Source organism: Blastopirellula sp. SH421 (assembly GCF_057808535.1).
This window is the reverse complement of the sequence record NZ_CM173712.1, coordinates 1795238-1816542: the sequence shown is the minus strand read 5'-3', so window position 1 is coordinate 1816542 and position 21305 is coordinate 1795238. Positions and strand designations below refer to the sequence as shown.

The window sequence follows — 21305 nt, the reverse complement described above, 5'->3', positions numbered from 1 at the left end:
CAACGCCACTAAATTCCGTCAGTCACTGTTCGCTTAGGCGGACGATTCGGTCAGCATCGGGCGATTGGCTCCCACCACTTCCAGCCGGACCAGCGAATCGCGTTGATCCAGCGGCGCCGTCATGATACGGCGAATCGCCTGTTGATCTTCTGTCGACGGCAAACCCCATTCGGCCCGATGGTCAAACAACGTGGTGGCGGCCAACGCTTGCAACCGATCGTCCAGCACGTCGAAATGGTCAAGCGTCACCAACGCCGGGTGGACCACACCGCACGCATGGCTTAATCGCAACAACTCTTTGCGGAGCGTCGCGACATAGTTCGCCACGCGGAACGACTTCAGCGTTGGATCGAGTCCCCGTTTCAGCCACCAGTTTTGCGTTGCAACTCCAGAGGGACAGTGCCCGGTGTGGCAGCGCTGCGCCTGGATGCAGCCGATCGCCAACATCGCTTCGCGAGCGACTGAGATCATATCGCAACCGAGCGCCATCGCGAACAAACCGGTCTCAGGGAAGCCAAGCTTGCCGGAGCCGTTAAACACCACATGATGATGCAGATCGAACTTCACAAACTCACGGTAAACGCGGCCAAAGCCGATCTTAAACGGCAGCGACACATGGTCGGCGAAAACCAGCGGCGCGGCGCCGGTCCCTCCTTCCCCACCGTCGATCGTAATAAAGTCGACGCCGCGATGAGTACGAGCCATCGCCTCGGCTAGATCGGTCCAAAAATGCTGCTCGCCCACCGCTGACTTGATGCCGATCGGCACGCCGGAAGCATCGGCCAGTTTCTCGACAAAGTCGAGCATTTCATCCACGTTGCGAAACGAGGTATGATTAGAAGGACTGGCGCAGTCGCGGCCACGCGGGATCCCACGAATGCGCGAGATCTCTTCGGTGATCTTTGCCGCCGGCAAAAAACCGCCGACGCCGGGCTTCGCGCCTTGGCTTAGTTTGATTTCGACAGCGCGGACCGGATTGGCGGCGACCACTTCTTTGAACTTGCCCAGGTCAAAATTGCCATGCGAGTCACGGCAGCCGAAGTAGCCGGTTCCCAACTGCATCACTAGATCGCCGCCACGCTGATGATAGGGGCTGATTCCCCCTTCGCCTGTATTTTGCAAGCAGCCGGCCAGCTTGCTGCCGATGTTCAGCGCTTCGACCGCCGGCCCACTCAACGAGCCAAAGCTCATGCCGGAGACATTGACCACGCTCTTGGGACGAAAAGCGAATCGACGGTTGTGATAGGCGCCCATCACTTTCGCGCAGGGGATACGGAACTCTTGATCGAATTCTTTCTCACCGGGATGCGGATCATGAACCGGAAAAGCAGCGTGCTTGATAATCAGATGGTTTGGGGACGACTCTAGATCGTCATCGGTGCCGAAACCAAAGTAGTTGTTCTCGCGTTTCGACGAAGCATAGACCCAAGTTCGCTGATCGCGACTAAACGGACGTTCTTCGTTATTGCTGGTCACAATATATTGACGCAGCTCCGGGCCGATCGCTTCCAGCCAATAACGGAAGTGACCCACAATCGGAAAATTCCTCAAAATGGCATGCTTGGTCTGCCACAGATCGTGCACTGTTATGACCAAAGCAACGGCGACGACCACGCCAATAACAATGAGGGTCCACATTTTTCCCTTGCCTCTTCTTATCCCGTAGCGATGAAAACCGCTGTCCTGCAAAACCTTACAATTATAGGACGTCGCCCAACGGCGTTTGTTCGTCGAATTCACGATTCTGCGGCATCTACGACAGAATTCCTCTCTCTAACCGTCTTAAACGGAAGATTATCCGGCAATAGCCTACTTCTGCAAGCTACACGATCAGATCGCGCCCCCAACGATGACGCGGCCTCCCCTAACTAACTCCGCCTCGTATCAAGACAACGTTGGGCTGAAATTAAGCAAGTTGGCGGCACTAACACCGGTGGTGAAACGCCGTGGAGAAAATCAACGCTAACCGACAATCTCGCCTTAGAGAGGGATGATTGGAACGGCGCTGCGGGGCGCGATCGGCGGCGCTTAGACCGATATCTGGTTAGCGCCGTACGAAATCGCGCGGTTCGCCTGGCACTCTTCCAGAGTTGGCGCCAGGCGATGGGAGACTTAAACCAGCGATAAAACGCCGCGGATGCTATTCGGTGACGCCGTAGCCTTCCGGAGTTTCCACTTTGTGGACAACGACGATATACTCGGCCGACTGCATAATGCCGCCGCCGGTGACGAAGACGACGCGATCCCCCGGTTTGAGCAGACCGGCGTCAAAGCCCCATTTGTCGACAAAGCGACGAAGCTGAATGCCGTTATGCACCGGGGCGCCATCGATCGGGATAATCCCCCAGTAGAGACACATCCGGCGTAGCGCCGCCTTCGAGTCGCTGACGCCGATCGTGGCGATACAGTCGCGAATCTTGGCTTTGGTCAGCGCGGTTCCGCCGGTGCGGGTCGCCATCACCATCAGCTTGGCGTTCAGCAGATCCGCCGTTCGCGTGGCGCCTGAAACAACCGCTTGCGTCACGGGGTGGACCATACCGATCTCGCCGCTGCTTCTGGTATTTGATAATTCATCACACAGCATCTTTTCGGTCGCCAACATGATGCGATTCATCATCTTGATGACGGTGATCGGGTGCTCGCCGACCGCGGTCTCTTGCGACAGCATGCATGCGTCGGCGCCATCCAAGATCGCATTGGCCACGTCGGTCGCTTCCGCGCGTGTGGGACGCGAATTTTTGGTCATGCTGTCTAGCATCTGTGTCGCGACGATCACCGGACGACCAATTCGCGTGCAGGTTTTAACAATCAGCTTTTGTGCGGCGGCGACTTCGGCCACATCGATTTCTACGCCGAGATCGCCGCGTGCGACCATCACGCCGTTGGAGACTTCGACGATTTCTTCGAGGTTGTCGAGCGCCTCGCGCTTTTCAATCTTGGCGATCACCATCGCCCGTGATTCGTGCGCTTGCAGCAAATCTTTCAGTTGACGAATGTCGTCGGCTTCACGGACAAAGCTCAGACTGACATAGTCAAGATCGGTTTCGGCGGCCCAACGGATATGATCACGGTCACGCGGAGTGATCGTTTCAACACCTAGCTTGGTGCCAGGCAGATTGATTCCTTGGCGACTGCGTAAGATCCCGCCGGCGACCACGACACAGGTTACCGAGTCGTCTGACTTTTCGACCACTTCCATCGTGATCGTACCGTCGGCCAGCATCACATTATCGCCCACTTTGACTTCGTCGATGAGCGGTTCATAATTGCTAACCAGTTCGTTGGGTTCGGTCGCTACATCACCGCGGATAAAGCGGAACATCTGCTCTTCGACACAGTAAATCGGATCCTGCACCAACGTGCCCAGGCGGATCTTGGGGCCAGACAGGTCGGCCAGCGTTGCAACTGGACGTTTCAGACGTTCGCTAATCTCGCGGATCGTCGTCGCAACGCGAGAATGTTCGCTTAATTCTCCGTGCGCAAGATTGAGCCGGAAGACATCGACCCCTGCCAGAATCATCTGCTCCAGCATCTCAGGCGAATTACATGCGGGACCGACCGTCGCCACTATTTTGGTGCGGGCACGCTGAGAGAGTAGGCGGGCTGCGGACATATATCGACGACCTTCAAAAAGCAACAAATCGTGTTCTACCAGTTCGATGTACTCTAGTTCATTCCTTAGAAAGTGACGACCAGGGACAGCGACGGTTCTGGCCCCCGTATATCCATGCATTTAGGGATAACCGGCGTTTTTTACCACCTCTCCGCTGTTAACGGAATCTAGGCATTCATTGCCCTTGCTTAACGCGTACTGTTCATCCCTCCTTATTCAAACTGGGGGAATAGGCCTTGGAAGATGAAATTGGCTTCACGTTCCCGAGAGGCTGAATTGCGGGTTTTTGTTATTTTTGTCTAACATTTCTCTCGAAAACCTCTCTAAAAACTAGATTGCAGGCTCTCGCGCGGATAGACTTAGCTCAACCAACGCCGCAAAAGCGTAATTAAACGAGAAGTATTTACCGCTGAGGCGGAATACCTGCGCTGGTATCCCCATTCCGCCGGGTCCTCAACTTTTTGCTTTCGCCCAGGAGAGACGCTCTGTGAGTCCAGCGAATCGTTCCAATCGCCGCCGGTTTCTAAAAGCCAGCGCCGTGACGGCCGCCAGTGTGGCTGTCCCTTACTACTTTTCCGGTTCGCGGGTTGTCGCGGACGAACTGAAAACGGAATCGGCCAGCGATCGACCTGTGGTCGGCTGCATCGGCACTGGCTCTCGCTGGGGAGCGGTTGGTCCCAACGCGATGAAATTTGGTGACGTGGCGATCGTCTGCGATGTGGACGCCAACCATGCCGAACAAGGTCGCAAGCGGTGCGAAGAAGGAAACAAACAAAACGGTCGCCAGCGCAAAGTCGATGTTGTCGAAGACTATCGCAAGGTTCTGGATCGTAACGATATCGAGATCGTCACCATCGTCACCCCCGATCACTGGCACTCGAAAATTGCGATCGAAGCGATGAAAGCCGGCAAGGACGTCTACTGCGAAAAGCCGCTGACGCTGACGATCGACGAAGGGAAAAAGATCTGCCAAGTGGCCAAAGAGACCGGCCGCGTCTTCCAGGTCGGAACCCAACAGCGCAGCGAAATGGGACAGTTATTCCTAAAAGCGATCGCGCTGATCAATCAAGGTCGCATCGGCGAGATCCAAAAGATTCATGTCGCGATCGGCGGCGCACCAGACAGCGGCCCCATTCCGGTCGTCGAAGTGCCGAAACAACTGAACTGGGAAATGTGGCTCGGCCAGGCTCCAATGGTCGAATATCGCCATAAAGGAAACGGAACCGGCAACTCTCGTTGTCATTACGAATTCCGCTGGTGGTACGAATACTCGGGCGGCAAAATGACCGACTGGGGCGCACACCATGTCGACATCGCCCAATGGGGTCTCGATCAACAGGGGGTCGGCGGTCCGGTCAGTCTTGAACCGGTCCTGGCCAAGTTTCCAACTCCTTTCCAAGACGGCATGCCGACCCAAGACGATCGGTACAACACGCCGACCGAGTTTCATGTTCGCGCCATGTTCCCCGGCGACATCGAAGTCAATATTCGCAACGAATGCAATGAACACGGGTTTGACAACGGCATCCTGTTTGAGGGAACCAAAGGCCGTTTCATGGTCAACCGCGGCAAGCTGGTGGGAGCACCGGTCGAAGAACTCAAGGACAATCCGCTGCCGGAAGATGCGATCCGAAAAATCTATAAAGGGATGACCCCGCAAGGAGGCAACGCCCACATGGCGAACTTTATGGAGTGCGTCAAGCTACGCAAAGACCCGATCTCTGACGTCTACTCGCACCATCGCGCGATGACGACCTGCCATCTGGCCAACATTGCGTTGCGTCTGGATCGCACGGTGAAATGGGACGAGAAAAACGAGCAAATTGTTGGCGACGACGACGCCAACCGCTGGTTGGCTCGCGAGGCCCGTAAGGGATACGAAGTCACTGTTTGAAGCTGCTGCGTCGTGAGAACGCCCCGTTCTCGCAACACCCCCAGGCCTCGGTGGGCAATTGCCTACCGAGGCTTTTTCGTTATCATCGCAAAGGCCTGCTCAATTTCCCTTGATGAAACATCGGCCAGATGACCTACTGGAATGAAAAAGTCGCGCTGGTCACTGGCGCTTCGCGTGGCCTTGGGTTGGCGATCTCACGCCAACTTGTCAGTCGGGGAGCGACAGTCGTAATGACCGCTCGCAATCCAACAGAATTAGCCGCCGCCGCTGAATCGCTCCAAGATCTCACCGGCAAAACGCTCGCCATCGCGGCGGACGTCACGTCGGACGACGACGTGAAACGACTGAGGCATGAAATTGAGTCCCACTTCGGCGGACTCGATTTGCTGCTCAACAACGTCGGCATCTCCTCACGCGGCAAGCTGCTAGAGACGCAACTTGCCGACTTTCGCCATCAGTGGGAGCTGAACGTGATCACGGCGATTCGCTGCGTACAAGCCTGTGCGCCGATGATCATCCGGCGTAAAGGACATATCGTCAACATTGGCTCGTTGGCCTCCAAAAGCGCGGCCCGCTTTATTGGTCCCTACGCGACCACCAAGTTTGCCCTAGCAGGCTTTTCTCAGCAGTTGCGTCTCGAACTAGAGGACCACGGAGTCCACGTCCTGCTGGTTTGCCCAGGCCCGATTGCGCGCGAAGATGCAGGCAACCGCTACAACGATCAGGCCGGCGACTTACCAGCCGAAACTCGCCAGCCCGGAGCCGGAGTCAAATTGAAAGCGATCGATCCCATGGATCTCGCGGCCGCAATCCTCAATGCTTGTGAGCAGCGACAATCAGAACTAGTCGTCCCTTGGAAGGCCCGCGTGTTGTTCGCGATTGCACAAATATCTCCGGGATGGGGAGATTGGTTGCAGGCAAAGTTCTCTTCGCGTGGATCCAGCACGTAAGTAAACTCAGCACGCAAGGATTCAGGCTCGGATTGTAAAATATCTTCGGCGGATGCGATTCCAGTCGGTTGAATGCCGCTAGTTCGCGCTTTATGATGCTCACTTTCGCTCTATCGACAGAACGGATAGAGAGGGCCTGCGAAATCGCTGGTTCGATCTGCAGATCGTCATCCCCACCACTTCATCCCCAACGAAACACCGTCATGGCAGCGTTTCCCGAAGTCGACAAGATTCAATACGAAGGTCCCGATTCGAAGAATCCGCTGGCCTTTCGCTGGTACAATCCGGACGAAGTGGTCGAAGGCAAAACGATGCGCGACCACATGCGGTTCAGCGTCGTCTATTGGCATACGTTCCGCGGGACCGGCGCCGACCCATTTGGTCCCGGCACGGCGATCCGTCCCTGGGACGACGGCAGCAATTCGGTAGAGAACGCGGTGAAGCGCGTGAGCGTCGCTTTTGAGTTTATCGAAAAGCTGGGCGCTCCTTACTATGCGTTCCATGATCGCGACGTTTCGCCGGAAGGCGCTTCACTAAGCGAAACCAACAAGATCTTCGACGCCGTCGCCGCCGCGCTAAAATCTGAACAAGAGCGTACCGGCATCAAGTTGCTGTGGGGAACCGCCAACTTGTTCAGCCATCCCCGCTTTATGCATGGGGCTGCAACCAGTTGCAATGCAGACGTTTTCGCTTTTGGCGCTTCGCAGGTCAAGAAGTGCCTAGAAGTCACCAAAGATTTGGGAGGCGAAAACTATGTGTTCTGGGGTGGTCGCGAAGGTTATCAAAACCTGCTGAACACTGACATGCAGCGTGAGCTGGATCATCTGGCGAAGTTCTTTCATCTGGCGGTCGACTACGCCCAAGAGATCGGCTTTACAGGTCAGTTCTTAATTGAACCCAAGCCGAAAGAACCGACCAAGCATCAGTATGACTTTGACGCCGCCAACTGCCTGGCCTTCCTCAAGTCGTATGGTCTCGACAAGCACTTCAAGCTGAACTTAGAAACCAACCACGCAACGCTCGCTTCGCATACGATGCAGCACGAGCTGGAATATGCCGGCATGAACGGCATTCTCGGTTCGATTGACGCCAACACCGGCGACCTACTGTTGGGCTGGGATACCGACCAGTTTCCGACCAACTACTATCTGACGACCGAAGTGATGCTGTCAATCTTGAAGTATGGCGGTCTGGGGAGCGGCGGCGTGAACTTTGACGCCAAAGTGCGACGTGAAAGCTTCGAGCCGATCGACCTCTTCTATGCTCATATCGGCGGCATGGACGCATTCGCCAAAGGCTTGAAAGTCGCCGCTGCGATTCGCGCCGATGGCGAGTTCGACAAGTTCACCAAGGCTCGCTACGGTAGCTGGGACAGTGGAGTCGGCGCCGAGATCGAAGCCGGCAAGCACGACCTCAAGTCGCTAGAGCAATACATGCTGGCCAAGGGAGAAGTCGCTCCCAACACCAGCGGACGCCAAGAGATGCTCGAGAACTTGTTCAATCGTTACATGTAATCGACAGTGCCGACCATCGAAACAAGGAAAGCCGTCAGAGGATCCCTCTGGCGGCTTTTTTTTGTTTGTGACTTCATCCCGCAGTTTCGTTAACGCTTCATCGAACGAATAATTTCGTTCGCTGACAAGACCAGCGCCAATTCGCCGCCGCCCAATTGGGCTACGCCGCCGATCGCACGGACTTCCGGCAAGATGTTCTGCAGGCTATTGACCACGACCTTGCGTTTGCCGATCACCTGATCGATCATCAGACAAGCGTCTCCCTGCTTGCTTGTTAAAAGCACTGCCGATTGTCGCTCGTTCTTCCGCTTTGTATCTAGAGGAATATCCAGTATCTCGGCAAGTGAGATGGCGGCGTAAGTTGTGCCGCGCAACGTCACCACCGGAGCTCCGCCAGCGGTCTTCAATTCTTCGTACGGTAGATCGACCACCTCACGAATGGATTCAAACGGAACGACATAACGCTCCGCTCCTTCATGGATTAACAGACCATCCATGACTAACACCGCTTGACGAATCGGAATCTCGATCGTGAAGTGGGTCCCGATACCCAATGTCGACTCGACGCGAATCTCGCCGCCGTTCTCTTGCACCATGGTGCGAACCACATCCATGCCGACACCGCGGCCCGAAATTTCCGTCACTTGCTCGGCGGTCGACAGGCCAGGATGAAAGATCAGCTCAATCGCTTCTTGATCCGACATCCGCTCGGCTTGCAATTCAGTGATCGCGCCGCTTTGCACCGCTTTGCGGCGCAAGCGATTGGGATCAATGCCGCGTCCGTCGTCACGGACGGTGATCAGAACATGGGTCCGCGTCGCTTCGGCCGACAGCCACAAGTTGCCAACTTCGTCCAGGCCGCGTGCTTTGCGATCGGCCGGCAACTCCAATGCGTGATCGGCGACGTTGCGAATCATATGCGTCAGCGGAGCATCCAACTCTTCCAGCAGCGACTTGTCGACTTCCAGGTCTTCGCCGGCGAGATGAACGTCCAACTTTTTCTCTAAGCTACTAGCCAACGCACGAGCCATCCGTGGGAACTTGGAGAACATCCCCCGAATCGGTACGCGGCGCAAGGAAACCACACTCTTTTGCAAGCGGTTGGCTTGCAGGTTGAACGAGATATTGACTTGTCGCAGCTCTTCGACCAATTCGCGGAACACGCTGGAGCCCGTCATCCGACTTTGGATGTCTTTAAGCCGCTCACAGGTAATGAACAAGCTAGAGACGTCATCCAAAAAAGTGTCGATGCTTTCTTCGTTGACGCGCAGGAATCGCGTTTTCTTGGAGCTGGAGGATTTGCCTGACGAGCCATCCGCTTCGCTGACTTCACTCTCTTTTGCTTCAACCGTGGGAGACTCCGCCGCCGGCGACTCGGGTTCGGCCTCCACGCGCGGCGTCAGCGATTCTAGCGCTGGTGAGAGCTGTTCCCAAATAATGCTCAGCAGCATCGCGTCAACACCGATCCCGCTGTCGTAAATCGCTTTGAAGTTGCGGCCCGCTTCTTCTAATACGGCTAGCAGCGACGAATCCGCCGCGTTCCGGGCACACACCTTCAGTTCGGCGAACGACTCTAGCAGCGCTGTCGAACGATCATCGTCAAACGGTGTGGTTTCGGCCGTGACAAACATCTCGATCAGCTTGCGAACTGAACGGGTCAACTCGACTCCGCCGATTGTAAATTCCAGCGACAACAATTCGGCCGGCGATGCGATTGGCTTTACTTTGGCAGTAGGCGCCGAAAGCTGGCCGAATTCGCGAATTCGTTCGGCCCAGTTCAGCGATTCCGGAAAACCGGCGGCGGTCATTTCATCCGCCATCTCTAACAATTCGGCAAGCAGCTCTTGTCCGGCAGCATCCTCGTTGCCGGCTTTCGTCTTCGAAAGCACCGCGACTTGCTCTAACAGTTTTAGATCTGCTTCGCTTAACGTTTCGGCATGCGTTTGGTTCTCTACAGCGTGCAGCAATTGATCGAGCGTATCGATTCCTTCTACCAGCGCTCGGCAAAGCTCATCCGTTAGCGGCGTCTTTTGGTTGCGGACTTCGTCAAGCGCGTTTTCCAGCGAGTGGGCGAATTTTTTAATCGCCGTTAACCCGAAGAAGCCGGCATTGCCTTTGATCGAATGGACCGTTCGGAATACCGAATGGACCGCCTCGACGTTGTTCGAATCATTTTTGAACGCAGTCAGGAGTACAGGCAAATCCTGAATAGCATGCACCGATTCATCGATGAATCCGACAAGAAGTTCGGTATTAGCGTCGTGTTCACTCATGATAGCTCAGGGTTCCGCTGCGACACTTGTGCATAGGGATAGTGATTACGCGAGTTGCCGCTGCTTCAGTTCGTGCAAAGCATCCCACCAGCGGGCCTGCTTCGCGAACGATGCATTCAGGACTTCAAGCAAGGGATCAAAATCTGTCACCGGCTTAAACAAACAGGACTCTGCTCCAAATCGCATTGAGTCGAGCACCGTGGAGAGCGTCACCAAGCCGGTCAGCATGATGACTTGCACGCCTCCATCGTATTGCTTGATATCCCGCAGCAATTCGAGCCCATTGATCCGCGGCATTTCGATATCGAGAATGCAAACGCGAATTGAATGGTCGAGCAGCGTTTTCAACGTCTTCTCTGGTTGCGCTAGCGAAACAACTTCGTATCCAGCGCTAGTTAAATGTCGATTGACCAGCCGCAAGATCTGCGGGTCGTCATCCACATGGAGTACCATCTTGTTCATTTCAGTCTTTCGGTCTCGAGAATCACAATCCGCAATTCAGACTGCTGTTCGCCTGCCCCTAGAAGTACGTCCCTGCGACGGTTCTCCTTGTAGACGAAGACCTGCAAGCCTAGGCAATTATTTGGAACGCGGCGGAGAAACAGGGGGGAATTCGGAAATCCGTGAGACAGGCGCCCCCTTACAACAGTCCTGATTTCAACATCGGGCCCGTCATCGCCGTCATAATCGCGCTAACTGAAATGCAAGCCGCGAGCCGCCAGATCTTCGTACAGCTGATCGGCGCCGATAAACAAGACAGCGTCCAACCCATTCTCCAAGGCGCCGGCGACATTTTCGGGCCGATCGTCGACAAAAAAGATCGCCCCAGGCGCGACGCCGGCTTGCTCGATCGCTGCTTGATAAATGCCAGCGTCGGGCTTCATCGACTTCATCTGGTAGCTCAGCACATACTGTTCAAAGGGATCGTGCAAAAATGGGTATCGCCCATCGATGCAAAAATCCCAATGACACGCGCACGTGTTTGACAGAATACCCAACCGACGCCCTTGCCTAGCCAGGGATTGGGCGATTTCGATCACCGGGTAATTTAATTCAAAGATATCGCTGGCTGCCAACGACAACTGCTCTCGACTGGGCGAACGGCCTGTCTGCTGACAGAAAAAAGCGTGAAACTCGGCAGTGTCGATCTCGCCGGTTTCGTACCGCAGCTGCATGCCGCTAAATAAGACGACTTCGCGGACCTGCTCAACCGGCGCATCGGCGACCTGAGCCATTTGCCGACAGGCGCGATCATGATCAAAATAGAGCAGGACGTTCCCCAAATCAAAATACAAAAACTCGATTCTCTGCGAGCTCATAGTTTTTTCAGTTGCAACTTGCGGTACGACGCTTCCGCCTTCGGACCAGAATGAATCTGCAAACCAATCACCCCAGCCCTGGGAAGCGCGTCATCCGCTTCCGTGTAGTCGACCGTTTGCAAATCGTTGACCCAGATCTGAATCTTCGGTCCTTGGCAGCGAATTCTTAACCGATTCCATTCACCAGTCTGGACTGTTTTGGCGACTTCTTCGGCCGGGCCTTCCGCCATGAATATCTTGCGACGCGATTCGTCATACAACGATCCCCAAATCGAACGGACAGGCGTACTGCCGATATCGCACTGAAAACCAATCATCTCGTGATGATTGGGGATCCGCTGACTACGAAACTGCACGCCAGCGTTGGTCCCCTGCCCGACCAGCTTCGCTTCTAAGGTCAACTCAAAATCGCCGTACTCGACCTTGGTGCATAGGAACTCGTTATTCGGAATCGCCTTCTCCAGCGACCCTGCGACAATCGCTCCCTCTTCCACGCGAAACCACTCGCTCTTCCCTTCCCAACCCTCCAAGGTCTTGCCATCAAATAACGACGTCGCATCAGCGGCCAACAAAGAAGCGGTGGAGAGCACAACTAACAACAGCGATAGACAACAACGGGGCATGAGCGGGACCTCGGAAGAAAGTCAGCAAGGCGGGAAACTTGCTCCCAGGATAATAGAGGGCGAAGCGCCAAGCTAGAATGTGGGGACGATTTTTGCAGTTGCAACAACTGCAGGAAGACAGGAATCGAACACCGCTGGCGATCGCCCAACTGCTTCAATTCGGAATTCACTATGTCGACGCCAAACCTCGGAATATCAACACCGGTCGTCCTGATTCGTCACGCTAAACTTTCCCGCTTTTGTCTATCGCCGCACATCAAATCCCCGCGTCCGCTGCATATCGTACTGGGCTTGCGGCAGATAGTTGGTCGCCGCCTGGGAAGGCATATTGTTGACCGGCACGCTTCCCTGCCCTGACTGCACTGGATTGTACGGCTGAACCGAGTAGGGCGATTGCGGCGCGACTTGCGAGACCGGCTGCGGTTGCGCCGGATAGCCACTTTGCGGCGCGGCTTGCGTGGGATAGCCGCTAGAGGGGATGTAACCTGGCGCAACTGCTCCCGACCCGACTGGCGCATTGCCTGACGGCATCATTTGCAGATTGGGATCGGCCAGGTTGATCGATCGCGCGTCGCTACGCTGTGGTTTCATAAAGACGTTGGGAGACGACGTCGGTTGATTGATTCGATAATCGTAAACGTTGATGGTGAATTCCATTTGGGCCGCCGGCAGTTTCAAATCAACCCGATGCGGCAACGAGACGCCAGTGGTCGGATCAAAGCGATGGGCCGAAGCTAGAGCCGACGCCAACGTATTGCCGGCCTGATCGTAAACATGTTGCTGCAACACAAAGCCATACGTTTTGTCGATGACCGTCGACTTGGTGATCATCCCGCTCGGACCGTTGATCTGCGTGCGGATTTCGATGTTTCCATCCGGCGTGGGATAAGGCCCCTGATGATTGCCGCCGGGCTCAAAGATCACCAAACCCATCGCCTGAGAGATCCAAGTCGGCTCAACCGGCAACAACTGTCGCGCGTTGCTGTACTGATACTGATCGTGTCGACAATAGATAAGTCCTGGCCAACCAGGAACCGTCGCCCAAGCCCAGAACTCTTCCGTGTTGCTGCCGAAGTCGAGAACCTGCCCCATCAAGGCCGCTTCGCCAGTCAGGCGAAAATTAAGCGGGGGCGCCATCGAGATATTGGCCCGAATCGCCGGAAAGCCTTGCAGCGAGATCGTCGCGCCGGTTGTCTCGGCCGTTTGCACGCGCGCCGTGTTGCCGTTGACCTGGGCGATCACTTGCTCCAGCGTCGGCTGCGTGGCGAATGCGACCGGCGCGTTGTTGACCGGCATCGGCCGCAACATCGCTGGACAACCTGCCCCCATCGACATGCAAAGGACGCTGCCCCCAAGGAGCAGCCAGATTAGTTTCGCGTACACGGCTTCCATGCCTTTCGCGGATCGGCGTTACGCCGCCGATTCGAGTAGTTGAGCAATTTCGGTTTGAATTTCGGCGATCCGCGCCGCACTGGGATTAGAAACCGGCACGTCGTATTGCGTGTCGCGCTTCACGCTCGAGACGACCAACATCTCCGGCCCCTCCCCTGGGTCACTCGCGTCATCCAGTCGCAAGATCTTGCGGCGGATCATCAGCAGCGCCATCACATAGCGCACATCTTCCTTGGTTGGGTCTTCCGCCAAACTTTCAAAGTAGTCGAGCATCACATCGCTGGGCGCCCAATCGGGACCACGCGATTTGCCTGACGGCAGCTCGGACTTCCACCAACCAACGGCCCCTTCGGGCGCGCCTTGCCAGGCTTCGGCGCTATAGTCGTGGCGCACCACGTCGGCGCCATCGCGAACCAGGACAGAGTAAAAGGTCTCCCCTGGCGATAGTTCTCGTTCGGTCGCAGCACAGCGGCGCGTGCACCGCTGAACATCAAAATCCATCATCGGCAGCCAATGCGCAAAGATGCGTCGGGGCAAAATTCTACGAACCATTCTCCACCGCCCACCCACGGACCGGCGGCAGATAGTACGCGATCAGCCGAAGTCGTTCAATACGCAGTATAGAAGCGAGAGTCGCTTCCTCCAGAACCAATTTCAAATCGGACCGCACGATAGCACTTCGGGCATTTCCCCTCGTAGTGCGTTCCTGCTCGATTTTTATAGATGCGCGCATAAATGCCGCAGCAGCTAAATTGCACGCCTAAAAATTCACGTCGGCTAGGACCTCGGTTACCCGCCGAAGATTGCGGATTGGGGTCGCTGCTTAAATCAATCGAATCGCCCGGCATGGCCAGACTCCTCCTTCTTTTTCTCCAACCGTGAGCCAAATTATATCGCTCCTACGGTCTGCAATCCTAGGTTGATTTTGGCTCCCAGTGGCCCAATGTCCCTAAAAATAGGGCATCCACGGCTGCCTTGAAGTCGGATGAAGCCACGCTTTTTGACTTCAGAAACGGTTATTTCCGGTTGACTGAACCTTCTGGCGCAGTTAAAGTCCCTACAGAAGCACAACTACTTTTTTGTAGCCCAAAACCAACAACAAAGCCGATGTCCAGCATTTCGCTATTACCCCTACTACTACTAACCGGTCACCGGCCGTAGGGGATAGCGTACGCAACACGCTGGCATCAAACGAATAGCTTGAAACCCCACGGCCCCCCGAATTGGCCGCTGGGGTTTTTTTATTGGATTTACCGCAGATGACTTTACCTATGCTTCCTGACGCACCTAACTTCGCCCAGCGCGGCCAGCTGCTGCTAGCCGCGCCGGCGCCCGGCCGGCACGCCGATTCGATACATTATTGAATATCCACCTTCGTCAGGTTTACTTGAGATACCATGTCCAATCAACGCACTATCAAGATCTTTGACACGACGCTCCGCGACGGCGAGCAATCTCCCGGCGCTAGCATGAACTTGCCCGAGAAAATGGAGATCGCCCAGGCGCTGGTCGACCTCGGAGTCGACATCATCGAGGCCGGTTTTCCGATCGCGTCCCCCGGCGATTTTGAAGCGGTTCACGAAATCGCCAGCAACATCCGCGGCGCAACGATCTGCGGCCTGGCTCGTTGCAACGACCGCGACATCGATCGCGCCTGGGAAGCCTTGAAAACCGCCAAGTCGCCGCGGATCCATGTCTTTCTCGCGACCAGCGCCATCCACCGTGAGTTCAAGCTGAAGATGACTCCGGATGAAATCGTCGAGCGGGCCATCGCAGGGGTCGCTCGGGCAGCCGGTTATTGCGACGATGTCGAGTTCTCTCCAGAGGACGCCGCACGTACCGAGCCTGACTTTCTCTGTCGCGTGGTCGAAGCGGCGATCAAAGCGGGCGCTACCACGGTCAACATTCCAGACACCGTCGGCTATGCGACCCCGTCCCACATGGGCCGCGTCATCAGCGACCTGGTCAATCGGGTGCCGAACATCGATCAGGCGATCATCTCGGTTCACTGCCACAACGACCTTGGTCTGGCGGTCGCCAACAGTTTGGCCGCAGTCGAAGCCGGCGCCGGCCAGATCGAATGCACGATCAACGGCATCGGCGAACGAGCCGGCAACTGCGCCTTGGAAGAAATCGTCATGGCGATGCGTACCCGCAATGACTACTACCAAGTCGATTCGCGGATCAATACTGAGCGTCTCGTCCCGGCCAGCCGTTTGGTATCGAGCGTCACCGGCATGCATGTCCAACGCAACAAAGCGATCGTCGGTCGCAATGCGTTCGCCCATGAGGCCGGCATTCACCAAGATGGGATGCTGAAAGAACGTTCGACCTACGAGATCATGCGTCCCGAGGATGTTGGTTTCGCCAAAACCGACTTGGTCCTCGGCAAACATAGTGGTCGCGCGGCCTTGGCTGATCGCGCAAAAAGCCTCGGCTATCACATGAGCGGCGAGCAATTGCAGGTTGTCTTTGAGCAGTTCAAAGAGTTGGCCGATAAGAAAAAAGAGATCTACGACGGCGATATCTCGGCCCTCTGCGAACAGCAGATTCGCGGCAGCGACCTGACCAAAGAATGGTCGCTGGTCTCGCTCGAAGTTTCGTCCGGCACCAAGCGTCAACCGAATGTTAAAATGACCTTGGCCCATGCCGGCAAAGAACATTCGGCCGAAGTTTCGGAAGGGGACGGCCCGATCGACGCCGCGTTTTGGGCGGTCGAAAGGATCACCGGGGTCAAACTGAACTGCAAAGACTTCCAAGTTCGCAGCGCTACCTTGGGCCGCGACGCCCAAGGAACCGTCACCGTCGATATCGACCACAACGGCGCCATCTTTCGCGGTCGCGGAGTCTCGACCGACACGGTCGAATCAACCGTTTTAGCGATCCTGGACGCGGTAAATCGCATCTGGCGAAAGACGGCTCAACCGGTCGAAACGACTTCCTCGGAATAACGAATGTCGAAATTAGAATGACGCAAGTTGAAGCGCGTCGAAGCGGATAAACGCTTTCGGCCTTCGTGCCTCTTTCGTCATTCGCACTTCGACATTCGACATTTCCGGCGTTACGAAGCGACAAATCCTAGATAGTAAAACACCCAACCGGTCACCGCGGTCATCGTCATGCCGATCGCCGCGATCCGGGCCCAAATTTTGTGGGTGTTGCTGTAACTGTTGGGCATCGTCGGGCTCGGGAACTTCCGTAGCGCCATCACAATCACATAAACCCAAAGCAGCGGAGTCGGTATCGCAAACGCCAAATGAATGTAGAGACTGGTGTCGACCGCCCCCGAGGCGTAATACGGCGATGGTTCCGCCAGCTCGCGCCAGTTGGTGAAAAATCGCATATCTACTTCGAATGCGATCACCGCCAATAGTAGCACCAGCCCCAGGATGATCTGAAGCCATTTGTGCAGGTCATACAATCGCCAAAAACGAACCAGCGCGATGCTGATTGCCATGATCACGATCACACCAAACATCGCCAAAAAGACGAAATCGAGCATCACCGAACCACGAGTCGGCAAAAATCCATAATTTTGCGCAATCAGCGATAGCATCCCTGTCGCCCCCAGAAGTGAATGCTTGTGAATGCGGATAGTCTAGCGAGAATTTGCGGCCTCGTAAGCGCCCGTCCGCTTTCCCCTTATCGGCAGACCCACCAGTCCGCCGCGAACCAATCAGACCGACATCCACCAGGAAGTTGCCAAGCCAAGCTGATTTGCAGCCTATACTTGTGACGATTGCGACTGATCGCCAGAATAGCACGGAAGAAAACCGGAATCCCAAACAGCTTCAACAGCGGGAACCCAATCCCATCCACGGCCGAGTGGCGAAATTGGCAGACGCACAGGATTTAAAATCCTGTGGGGATAACTCCCCGTGCGGGTTCGAGCCCCGCCTCGGCTACTTTAAGAACTTATCTAACAACGACTTGCGGCATCGCTCTTTTCGGCCGCGACGATCGCTGGCGGCGACTGTCCATAGGTTTGTCCAGAACTCGATTTCGAGAGGAAAGCCACCCATGCAAACGGGCCTAATCGTTCGAGCGTTTGTCGCGAGTCCAGGGGATACAGAACCTGAGCGAAAATCTGTCCAGGACGTAGTAGCTCAATGGAATGGCGCCAACTCGCTATCGCGGCGAGCAATCATTGAGCCGGTGACCCTCGATACGCATGCCCAACTAGCAACGGGTGCGCATCCCCAAGATTTGATCAACGGCCAACTTCTAAAGCGATGCGACTTTCTAATTGCAATATTTCGACATCGCCTTGGCAGTCCGACCGCGAGAGATCTCTCTGGAACCGTTCAGGAAGTAAATGAGTTTATCGACATCCACGGCCCTGACCGCGTACTCCTCTTCTTTTCGACGGATCCCCTCCCTCAAAGCGTCGATCGAAGGCAATGGGACTCGCTATCCGAGTTCAAAACGTCGATTCAACCTCGGTCGCTGTATCGCGAGTTTGCAACTAGCGGTGAGTTCGCAACGGTCCTTTTCAGTCAGATAACTCTAGTAATGAATGGTATTCTTGATTCGAAGGATGCAACGAGCAAACTGGCAAACATGCATCTGAGCGATCAGATGCTTTCTAAGGACGCGACGTGGGTCTTAATGTTAATGAGTAGCGGAAAACTACTTCATTTCATACCCACTACTGATGAAGGAACGGTCCTAACAATTGGCAGCTTGAAACTAACCCATCGAAACGAGCCGCGCAGTAGTATCCGCTGGAAAGCAGCGGTCCGAGAACTTGAGGCGCAAGAGCTAATCCAGACGATTACATCTTTCGTTCCAAGTCCCGACATTTTTAATATCCAGCGTGCGGGAAAGGAGTTGGCTGACACCGCTTGGATGTCGGCAATTGTGCGCCTGATCTATCCGGGGGAGAAACTGAGTATTGAAGACCTTCGCGAAACGCCGCCATTTCAACATTTGTCTCACGATCACCTAGACGAAATCATCGGCAAGTTAGTCAGTCGAGATACGATCTCTGTACATGGAGCGGGCAAAACGCGTCGCTTGGAAGTCAAAAAAGAGAACTGCGCTGCGATCCTCGGTGAATCGCCAGATTACGATTTCTCAGGCTTTCCTCTCTACAACGATCTCGAGCGCCTAGTGTGACCTGGTCCTCACGCTCGCACTCTCTGATTCTACTGCTTGCCAAATTGTGTCTGCGGCCAACTCCGCATCGTGCCCGACATAATAATCCATCGTCGTCGCGATCGTCGCGTGCCGCATGAGTTGCTGTAAATCGGGCGGCATAAGTCTCCGAGACCACCGCAGCCCGAAGCTTCGCCGCAGATCGTGAGCACTGGCAAACTTGACTTTGATCATCTTCTCTCGCTTGCCGTTCTCACCTTTCGATCGACTCTCCGTTTCGCTTACCTTGATGCCGGCCGCTTTGCCTATTGCTGAGATCGTCCGAATGATCGAGTAGTCATCGGCAACCGATTTTCCCGTTTTGCTGAGGGGGCGAAAAACTCGGCCGTGCCGATCGAGTTGATGCGTCTCATAGAGGAACTCGGCAAAGTCCGGCGTGATCGGCAACAAGCGGTCTCGCTTCCCCTTCTCTGCCTCGGCCGGGATTCGTAGCATCGGCCGGCGTCCCTCGAGATCGACGATAATTCCACGGTATCCGTTCCAATAGAGCGACAACGCTTCGCGAATGCGAAGCCCCGAAAGCCAGAGGCCTCGCAACAAGTGCTCCCAACTCTCGGCGACTGCCTCACCGACGACCGAGGGCGTTTTCTCAATCATTCGCTCAAACTCTTCGAGCGTGATCGGCCGGCCCTTCATTTTCTTCTGGCCTGCCGATCGTGGCATTTTGATTTGCGGCGCCTTCGAGATCAGCTCCATACTTACGGCCCATTTGAAAGAGGCGGCCAGGTGCCGCAAATAGCTCGCGATCGTCGACTCGGCGAGCCCCTCCTCTCGCAGCTTGTTCTGAAAGACGCTCAGACGCGTCGCTGTGATATCGCGAAGCCGCTGCGGTCGGATGACCCGCTCTAGGTGATTAAACGCCGCCAGCGTCTTGTCTCGCGTTCGCTCAGCCAAGCCGGCTTGTGCCTCGTCGATATAGCGATCGCGAAATGCCTCAAATGTCAACTTCGACGGCTCATAGCGGCCGGCGTGGAGGTCGGACTCCCATTTCGCGGCAAAGCGTTGAGCCGCGGAGCTATCGTTCGTCTTGGTCGACTTGTAGATTTGCCGGCCGTCGATCGGATCGATGTAGTACGCCTGAATATAACGGCGGTCTTTTTTCTCGGTCAGGAAAACGCGTATTTCTTCGCTCATTGGATTCAATTCAATCGGGATCCGGATTTACTTCTTAAAGGGTCGCTCGCATCTGGTCGAATCGCTCGGTTAGGACTCGACCACAGCGACAAAACTCGGCAAGCTGGCCGAAACAGTCGGCGACCTGGTCTCGGTCGATTTGTTGGTCGCTGGGGTGGCAAGCCTGGTTGCGCAGCCGGCGAATCTTTTGGAACGCATTCGCGGCGGCCTGCTTGAGCTCGAGCGCCTCGGTCGCGTCGAGATCGTAGTTTTCGACGTGAAAGAACCGGTCGAAAACCTGGAACCGCTTGGCGATCGTGTCGCTTCGGAAAAACTGCCGCTCGAACGGTTGCCGATCCGCCGGCGATATGACGCCGCGAAAGGCTTCCATCAGGTCCGTTGCGGTTTTCTCGGCGGCACAACCAATCATCACGACAGCCGATCGCCAGAGACCGAGGCGATAGCAGCGAGCCGCTTCTTTCAGATAGCCGAGCATTGCGGTCTCGGTCTCCAGAAGCCGGCATTTGATCTCGGAGACGATCGTCTCGACGCTGGCCGGCCTGGTCATCTTCGCCCAGTCTCCAAGCAAGAGCTGTTCCTCTTCGCACGTCGGCGCCAGGCAGCGGAAAGCGTATCCGGTCAACGTATCGAGAAAGCCTTGCTCGCCAAGCGTCCAAACTCTTTCGATCTCGGCCGGCTCGGCTGGCGTGATCTCAATCGCCATCATCCAGCGAAGCGGCGACTCCGGACGAATCGAAGCTCGGCCGTTATGAAGCCAGACGCGATGTAACGCTTCCAATCGGCAGCCGTGACGCCTGGTCTCTTGACTAAGGAGACGACCGCTGACCGTCGGCAAGGGAGACGCGAATGCGTCCTCTGTCTCAATTCGGCCTTTTTCGATCGCAAATAGAATCGTCGCGAATTTCATGATCGCGCCTCCTGATCGCTATAGGTGTTCGAGTCATCTAGACGCCGCATCAAACCGGCTGCTAGAGCAATTTTTCGGTAAGCTCTTAGCCAGTTTTTCGGTCGGTAATGGATTTCGAGAATGTACTTTCGTCGCGGGCGTTGAATTGCTCTGATCGCCTCAATCGCATCGCGCGAAAGTGACACTTCTAAGCCAGATATCAACTTGCACATTTGCTTGGCGTAATTGACATCTTGGAATCGAAGCAGACGCAAATCTAATGGCCGCAGTCTGGTTTCCACGCCCAGCATCAAAGCGCATTCCCAGTAGCCAAGTTTAGAGACGCCATTGCTAAAAAAACTGAATCGGCGAAACAGTTTTCGCGCCGCTGCGATCAATAGCGCCAAGTCATCGTCGGTCGCTTCAATTAGCGGTTTGACCTCTGCGAATCGAGTAGCTGGATAGTTAAAAGCGCAGGGCGTGCCGTGCTCCATCAATCTAGGTGGCAACGTCTCGACATAGCCTTGCCTTCTTGCTTCTTTCCAAAGCA

The 21305-nt window shown here is 55.5% G+C and carries 16 protein-coding genes and 1 tRNA gene; 6 read left to right on the top strand and 11 right to left on the bottom strand.

Translation table 11 applies throughout. The annotated features are described in order from the left end of the window. Positions 1-33 precede the first annotated feature (33 nt). Positions 34-1638 carry an FMN-binding glutamate synthase family protein gene (locus SH421x_RS07475; protein WP_488854792.1) on the bottom strand — a complete coding sequence of 535 codons (1605 nt, stop codon included), beginning with the start codon at positions 1636-1638 and terminating at the stop codon, positions 34-36. Between the two features lie 502 nt (positions 1639-2140). Then, positions 2141-3613, bottom strand: coding sequence for a pyruvate kinase (pyk, locus tag SH421x_RS07470; protein WP_488854791.1), 1473 nt, complete (start codon positions 3611-3613; stop codon positions 2141-2143). A gap of 487 nt (positions 3614-4100) precedes the next feature. On the opposite strand from pyk, the gene SH421x_RS07465 reads away from it, so the two are divergent. The 3 genes from SH421x_RS07465 to xylA all read left to right on the top strand — a co-directional run bounded on the left by SH421x_RS07465 (position 4101) and on the right by xylA (position 7971). Continuing rightward, positions 4101-5507, top strand: coding sequence for a Gfo/Idh/MocA family protein (locus tag SH421x_RS07465; protein WP_488854790.1), 1407 nt, complete (start codon positions 4101-4103; stop codon positions 5505-5507). Between the two features lie 128 nt (positions 5508-5635). Then, positions 5636-6457 carry an SDR family NAD(P)-dependent oxidoreductase gene (locus SH421x_RS07460; protein ID WP_488854789.1) on the top strand — a complete coding sequence of 274 codons (822 nt, stop codon included), beginning with the start codon at positions 5636-5638 and terminating at the stop codon, positions 6455-6457. A 203-nt stretch (positions 6458-6660) separates the two neighbouring features. Further along, positions 6661-7971: a xylose isomerase gene (xylA, locus tag SH421x_RS07455; RefSeq protein WP_488854788.1), complete on the top strand. Its 1311-nt coding sequence runs from the start codon at positions 6661-6663 to the stop codon at positions 7969-7971. 89 nt (positions 7972-8060) lie between these two features. Here the strand turns inward: xylA and SH421x_RS07450 are convergent, their stop codons facing one another. The 6 genes from SH421x_RS07450 to SH421x_RS07425 form a co-directional block, all read right to left on the bottom strand. Continuing rightward, positions 8061-10244: a chemotaxis protein CheA gene (locus SH421x_RS07450; protein WP_488854787.1), complete on the bottom strand. Its 2184-nt coding sequence runs from the start codon at positions 10242-10244 to the stop codon at positions 8061-8063. Between the two features lie 45 nt (positions 10245-10289). After that, complete coding sequence (locus tag SH421x_RS07445) at positions 10290-10706, bottom strand: response regulator (RefSeq protein ID WP_488854786.1); 417 nt, start codon at positions 10704-10706, stop codon at positions 10290-10292. A 230-nt stretch (positions 10707-10936) separates the two neighbouring features. Beyond that, positions 10937-11563 carry an HAD family hydrolase gene (locus tag SH421x_RS07440; protein ID WP_488854785.1) on the bottom strand — a complete coding sequence of 209 codons (627 nt, stop codon included), beginning with the start codon at positions 11561-11563 and terminating at the stop codon, positions 10937-10939. Next, the gene (locus SH421x_RS07435; RefSeq protein WP_488854784.1) at positions 11560-12186 is read right to left on the bottom strand and encodes a 3-keto-disaccharide hydrolase; all 627 of its coding nucleotides are present in this window, start codon (positions 12184-12186) and stop codon (positions 11560-11562) included. The genes SH421x_RS07440 and SH421x_RS07435 overlap by 4 nt, the downstream gene beginning before the upstream one ends. Before the next feature lie 243 nt (positions 12187-12429). Further along, positions 12430-13569, bottom strand: coding sequence for a hypothetical protein (locus SH421x_RS07430; RefSeq protein ID WP_488854783.1), 1140 nt, complete (start codon positions 13567-13569; stop codon positions 12430-12432). 27 nt (positions 13570-13596) lie between these two features. Continuing rightward, positions 13597-14130 (bottom strand): hypothetical protein, encoded by a 534-nt coding sequence (locus SH421x_RS07425; protein ID WP_488854782.1) that lies wholly within the window; start codon positions 14128-14130, stop codon positions 13597-13599. A gap of 845 nt (positions 14131-14975) precedes the next feature. Here SH421x_RS07425 and SH421x_RS07420 point away from each other — a divergent pair. Next, positions 14976-16529 carry a 2-isopropylmalate synthase gene (locus tag SH421x_RS07420; protein ID WP_488854781.1) on the top strand — a complete coding sequence of 518 codons (1554 nt, stop codon included), beginning with the start codon at positions 14976-14978 and terminating at the stop codon, positions 16527-16529. Between the two features lie 110 nt (positions 16530-16639). Here the strand turns inward: SH421x_RS07420 and SH421x_RS07415 are convergent, their stop codons facing one another. After that, positions 16640-17134, bottom strand: a complete 495-nt coding sequence (locus SH421x_RS07415; protein WP_488854780.1) for a DUF420 domain-containing protein — start codon at positions 17132-17134, stop codon at positions 16640-16642. 263 nt (positions 17135-17397) lie between these two features. On the opposite strand from SH421x_RS07415, the gene SH421x_RS07410 reads away from it, so the two are divergent. Both SH421x_RS07410 and SH421x_RS07405 read left to right on the top strand, forming a co-directional pair. Further along, a tRNA-Leu gene (locus SH421x_RS07410) sits at positions 17398-17483 on the top strand. 115 nt (positions 17484-17598) lie between these two features. Next, complete coding sequence (locus SH421x_RS07405) at positions 17599-18696, top strand: DUF4062 domain-containing protein (RefSeq protein ID WP_488854779.1); 1098 nt, start codon at positions 17599-17601, stop codon at positions 18694-18696. On the opposite strand, the gene SH421x_RS07400 is transcribed toward SH421x_RS07405, so the two are convergent. Both SH421x_RS07400 and SH421x_RS07395 read right to left on the bottom strand, forming a co-directional pair. Beyond that, on the bottom strand, positions 18688-19869 hold the full coding sequence (locus tag SH421x_RS07400; RefSeq protein ID WP_488854778.1) for a tyrosine-type recombinase/integrase: 1182 nt from the start codon (positions 19867-19869) through the stop codon (positions 18688-18690). The two genes, SH421x_RS07405 and SH421x_RS07400, sit on opposite strands and share 9 nt — an antisense overlap. 34 nt (positions 19870-19903) lie before the next feature. After that, on the bottom strand, positions 19904-20776 hold the full coding sequence (locus SH421x_RS07395; protein ID WP_488854777.1) for a hypothetical protein: 873 nt from the start codon (positions 20774-20776) through the stop codon (positions 19904-19906). Positions 20777-21305: the final 529 nt, after the last annotated feature.

Coding starts and splice junctions, on each gene's coding strand:
- SH421x_RS07475 (WP_488854792.1), bottom strand. CDS start 1,638: ATGTGGACCCTCATTGTTATTGGCGTGGTCGTCGCCGTTGCTTTGGTC.
- pyk (WP_488854791.1), bottom strand. CDS start 3,613: ATGTCCGCAGCCCGCCTACTCTCTCAGCGTGCCCGCACCAAAATAGTG.
- SH421x_RS07460 (WP_488854789.1), top strand. CDS start 5,636: ATGACCTACTGGAATGAAAAAGTCGCGCTGGTCACTGGCGCTTCGCGT.
- xylA (WP_488854788.1), top strand. CDS start 6,661: ATGGCAGCGTTTCCCGAAGTCGACAAGATTCAATACGAAGGTCCCGAT.
- SH421x_RS07450 (WP_488854787.1), bottom strand. CDS start 10,244: ATGAGTGAACACGACGCTAATACCGAACTTCTTGTCGGATTCATCGAT.
- SH421x_RS07445 (WP_488854786.1), bottom strand. CDS start 10,706: ATGAACAAGATGGTACTCCATGTGGATGACGACCCGCAGATCTTGCGG.
- SH421x_RS07440 (WP_488854785.1), bottom strand. CDS start 11,563: ATGAGCTCGCAGAGAATCGAGTTTTTGTATTTTGATTTGGGGAACGTC.
- SH421x_RS07435 (WP_488854784.1), bottom strand. CDS start 12,186: ATGCCCCGTTGTTGTCTATCGCTGTTGTTAGTTGTGCTCTCCACCGCT.
- SH421x_RS07425 (WP_488854782.1), bottom strand. CDS start 14,130: ATGGTTCGTAGAATTTTGCCCCGACGCATCTTTGCGCATTGGCTGCCG.
- SH421x_RS07420 (WP_488854781.1), top strand. CDS start 14,976: ATGTCCAATCAACGCACTATCAAGATCTTTGACACGACGCTCCGCGAC.
- SH421x_RS07415 (WP_488854780.1), bottom strand. CDS start 17,134: ATGCTATCGCTGATTGCGCAAAATTATGGATTTTTGCCGACTCGTGGT.
- SH421x_RS07405 (WP_488854779.1), top strand. CDS start 17,599: ATGCAAACGGGCCTAATCGTTCGAGCGTTTGTCGCGAGTCCAGGGGAT.
- SH421x_RS07400 (WP_488854778.1), bottom strand. CDS start 19,869: ATGAGCGAAGAAATACGCGTTTTCCTGACCGAGAAAAAAGACCGCCGT.
- SH421x_RS07395 (WP_488854777.1), bottom strand. CDS start 20,776: ATGAAATTCGCGACGATTCTATTTGCGATCGAAAAAGGCCGAATTGAG.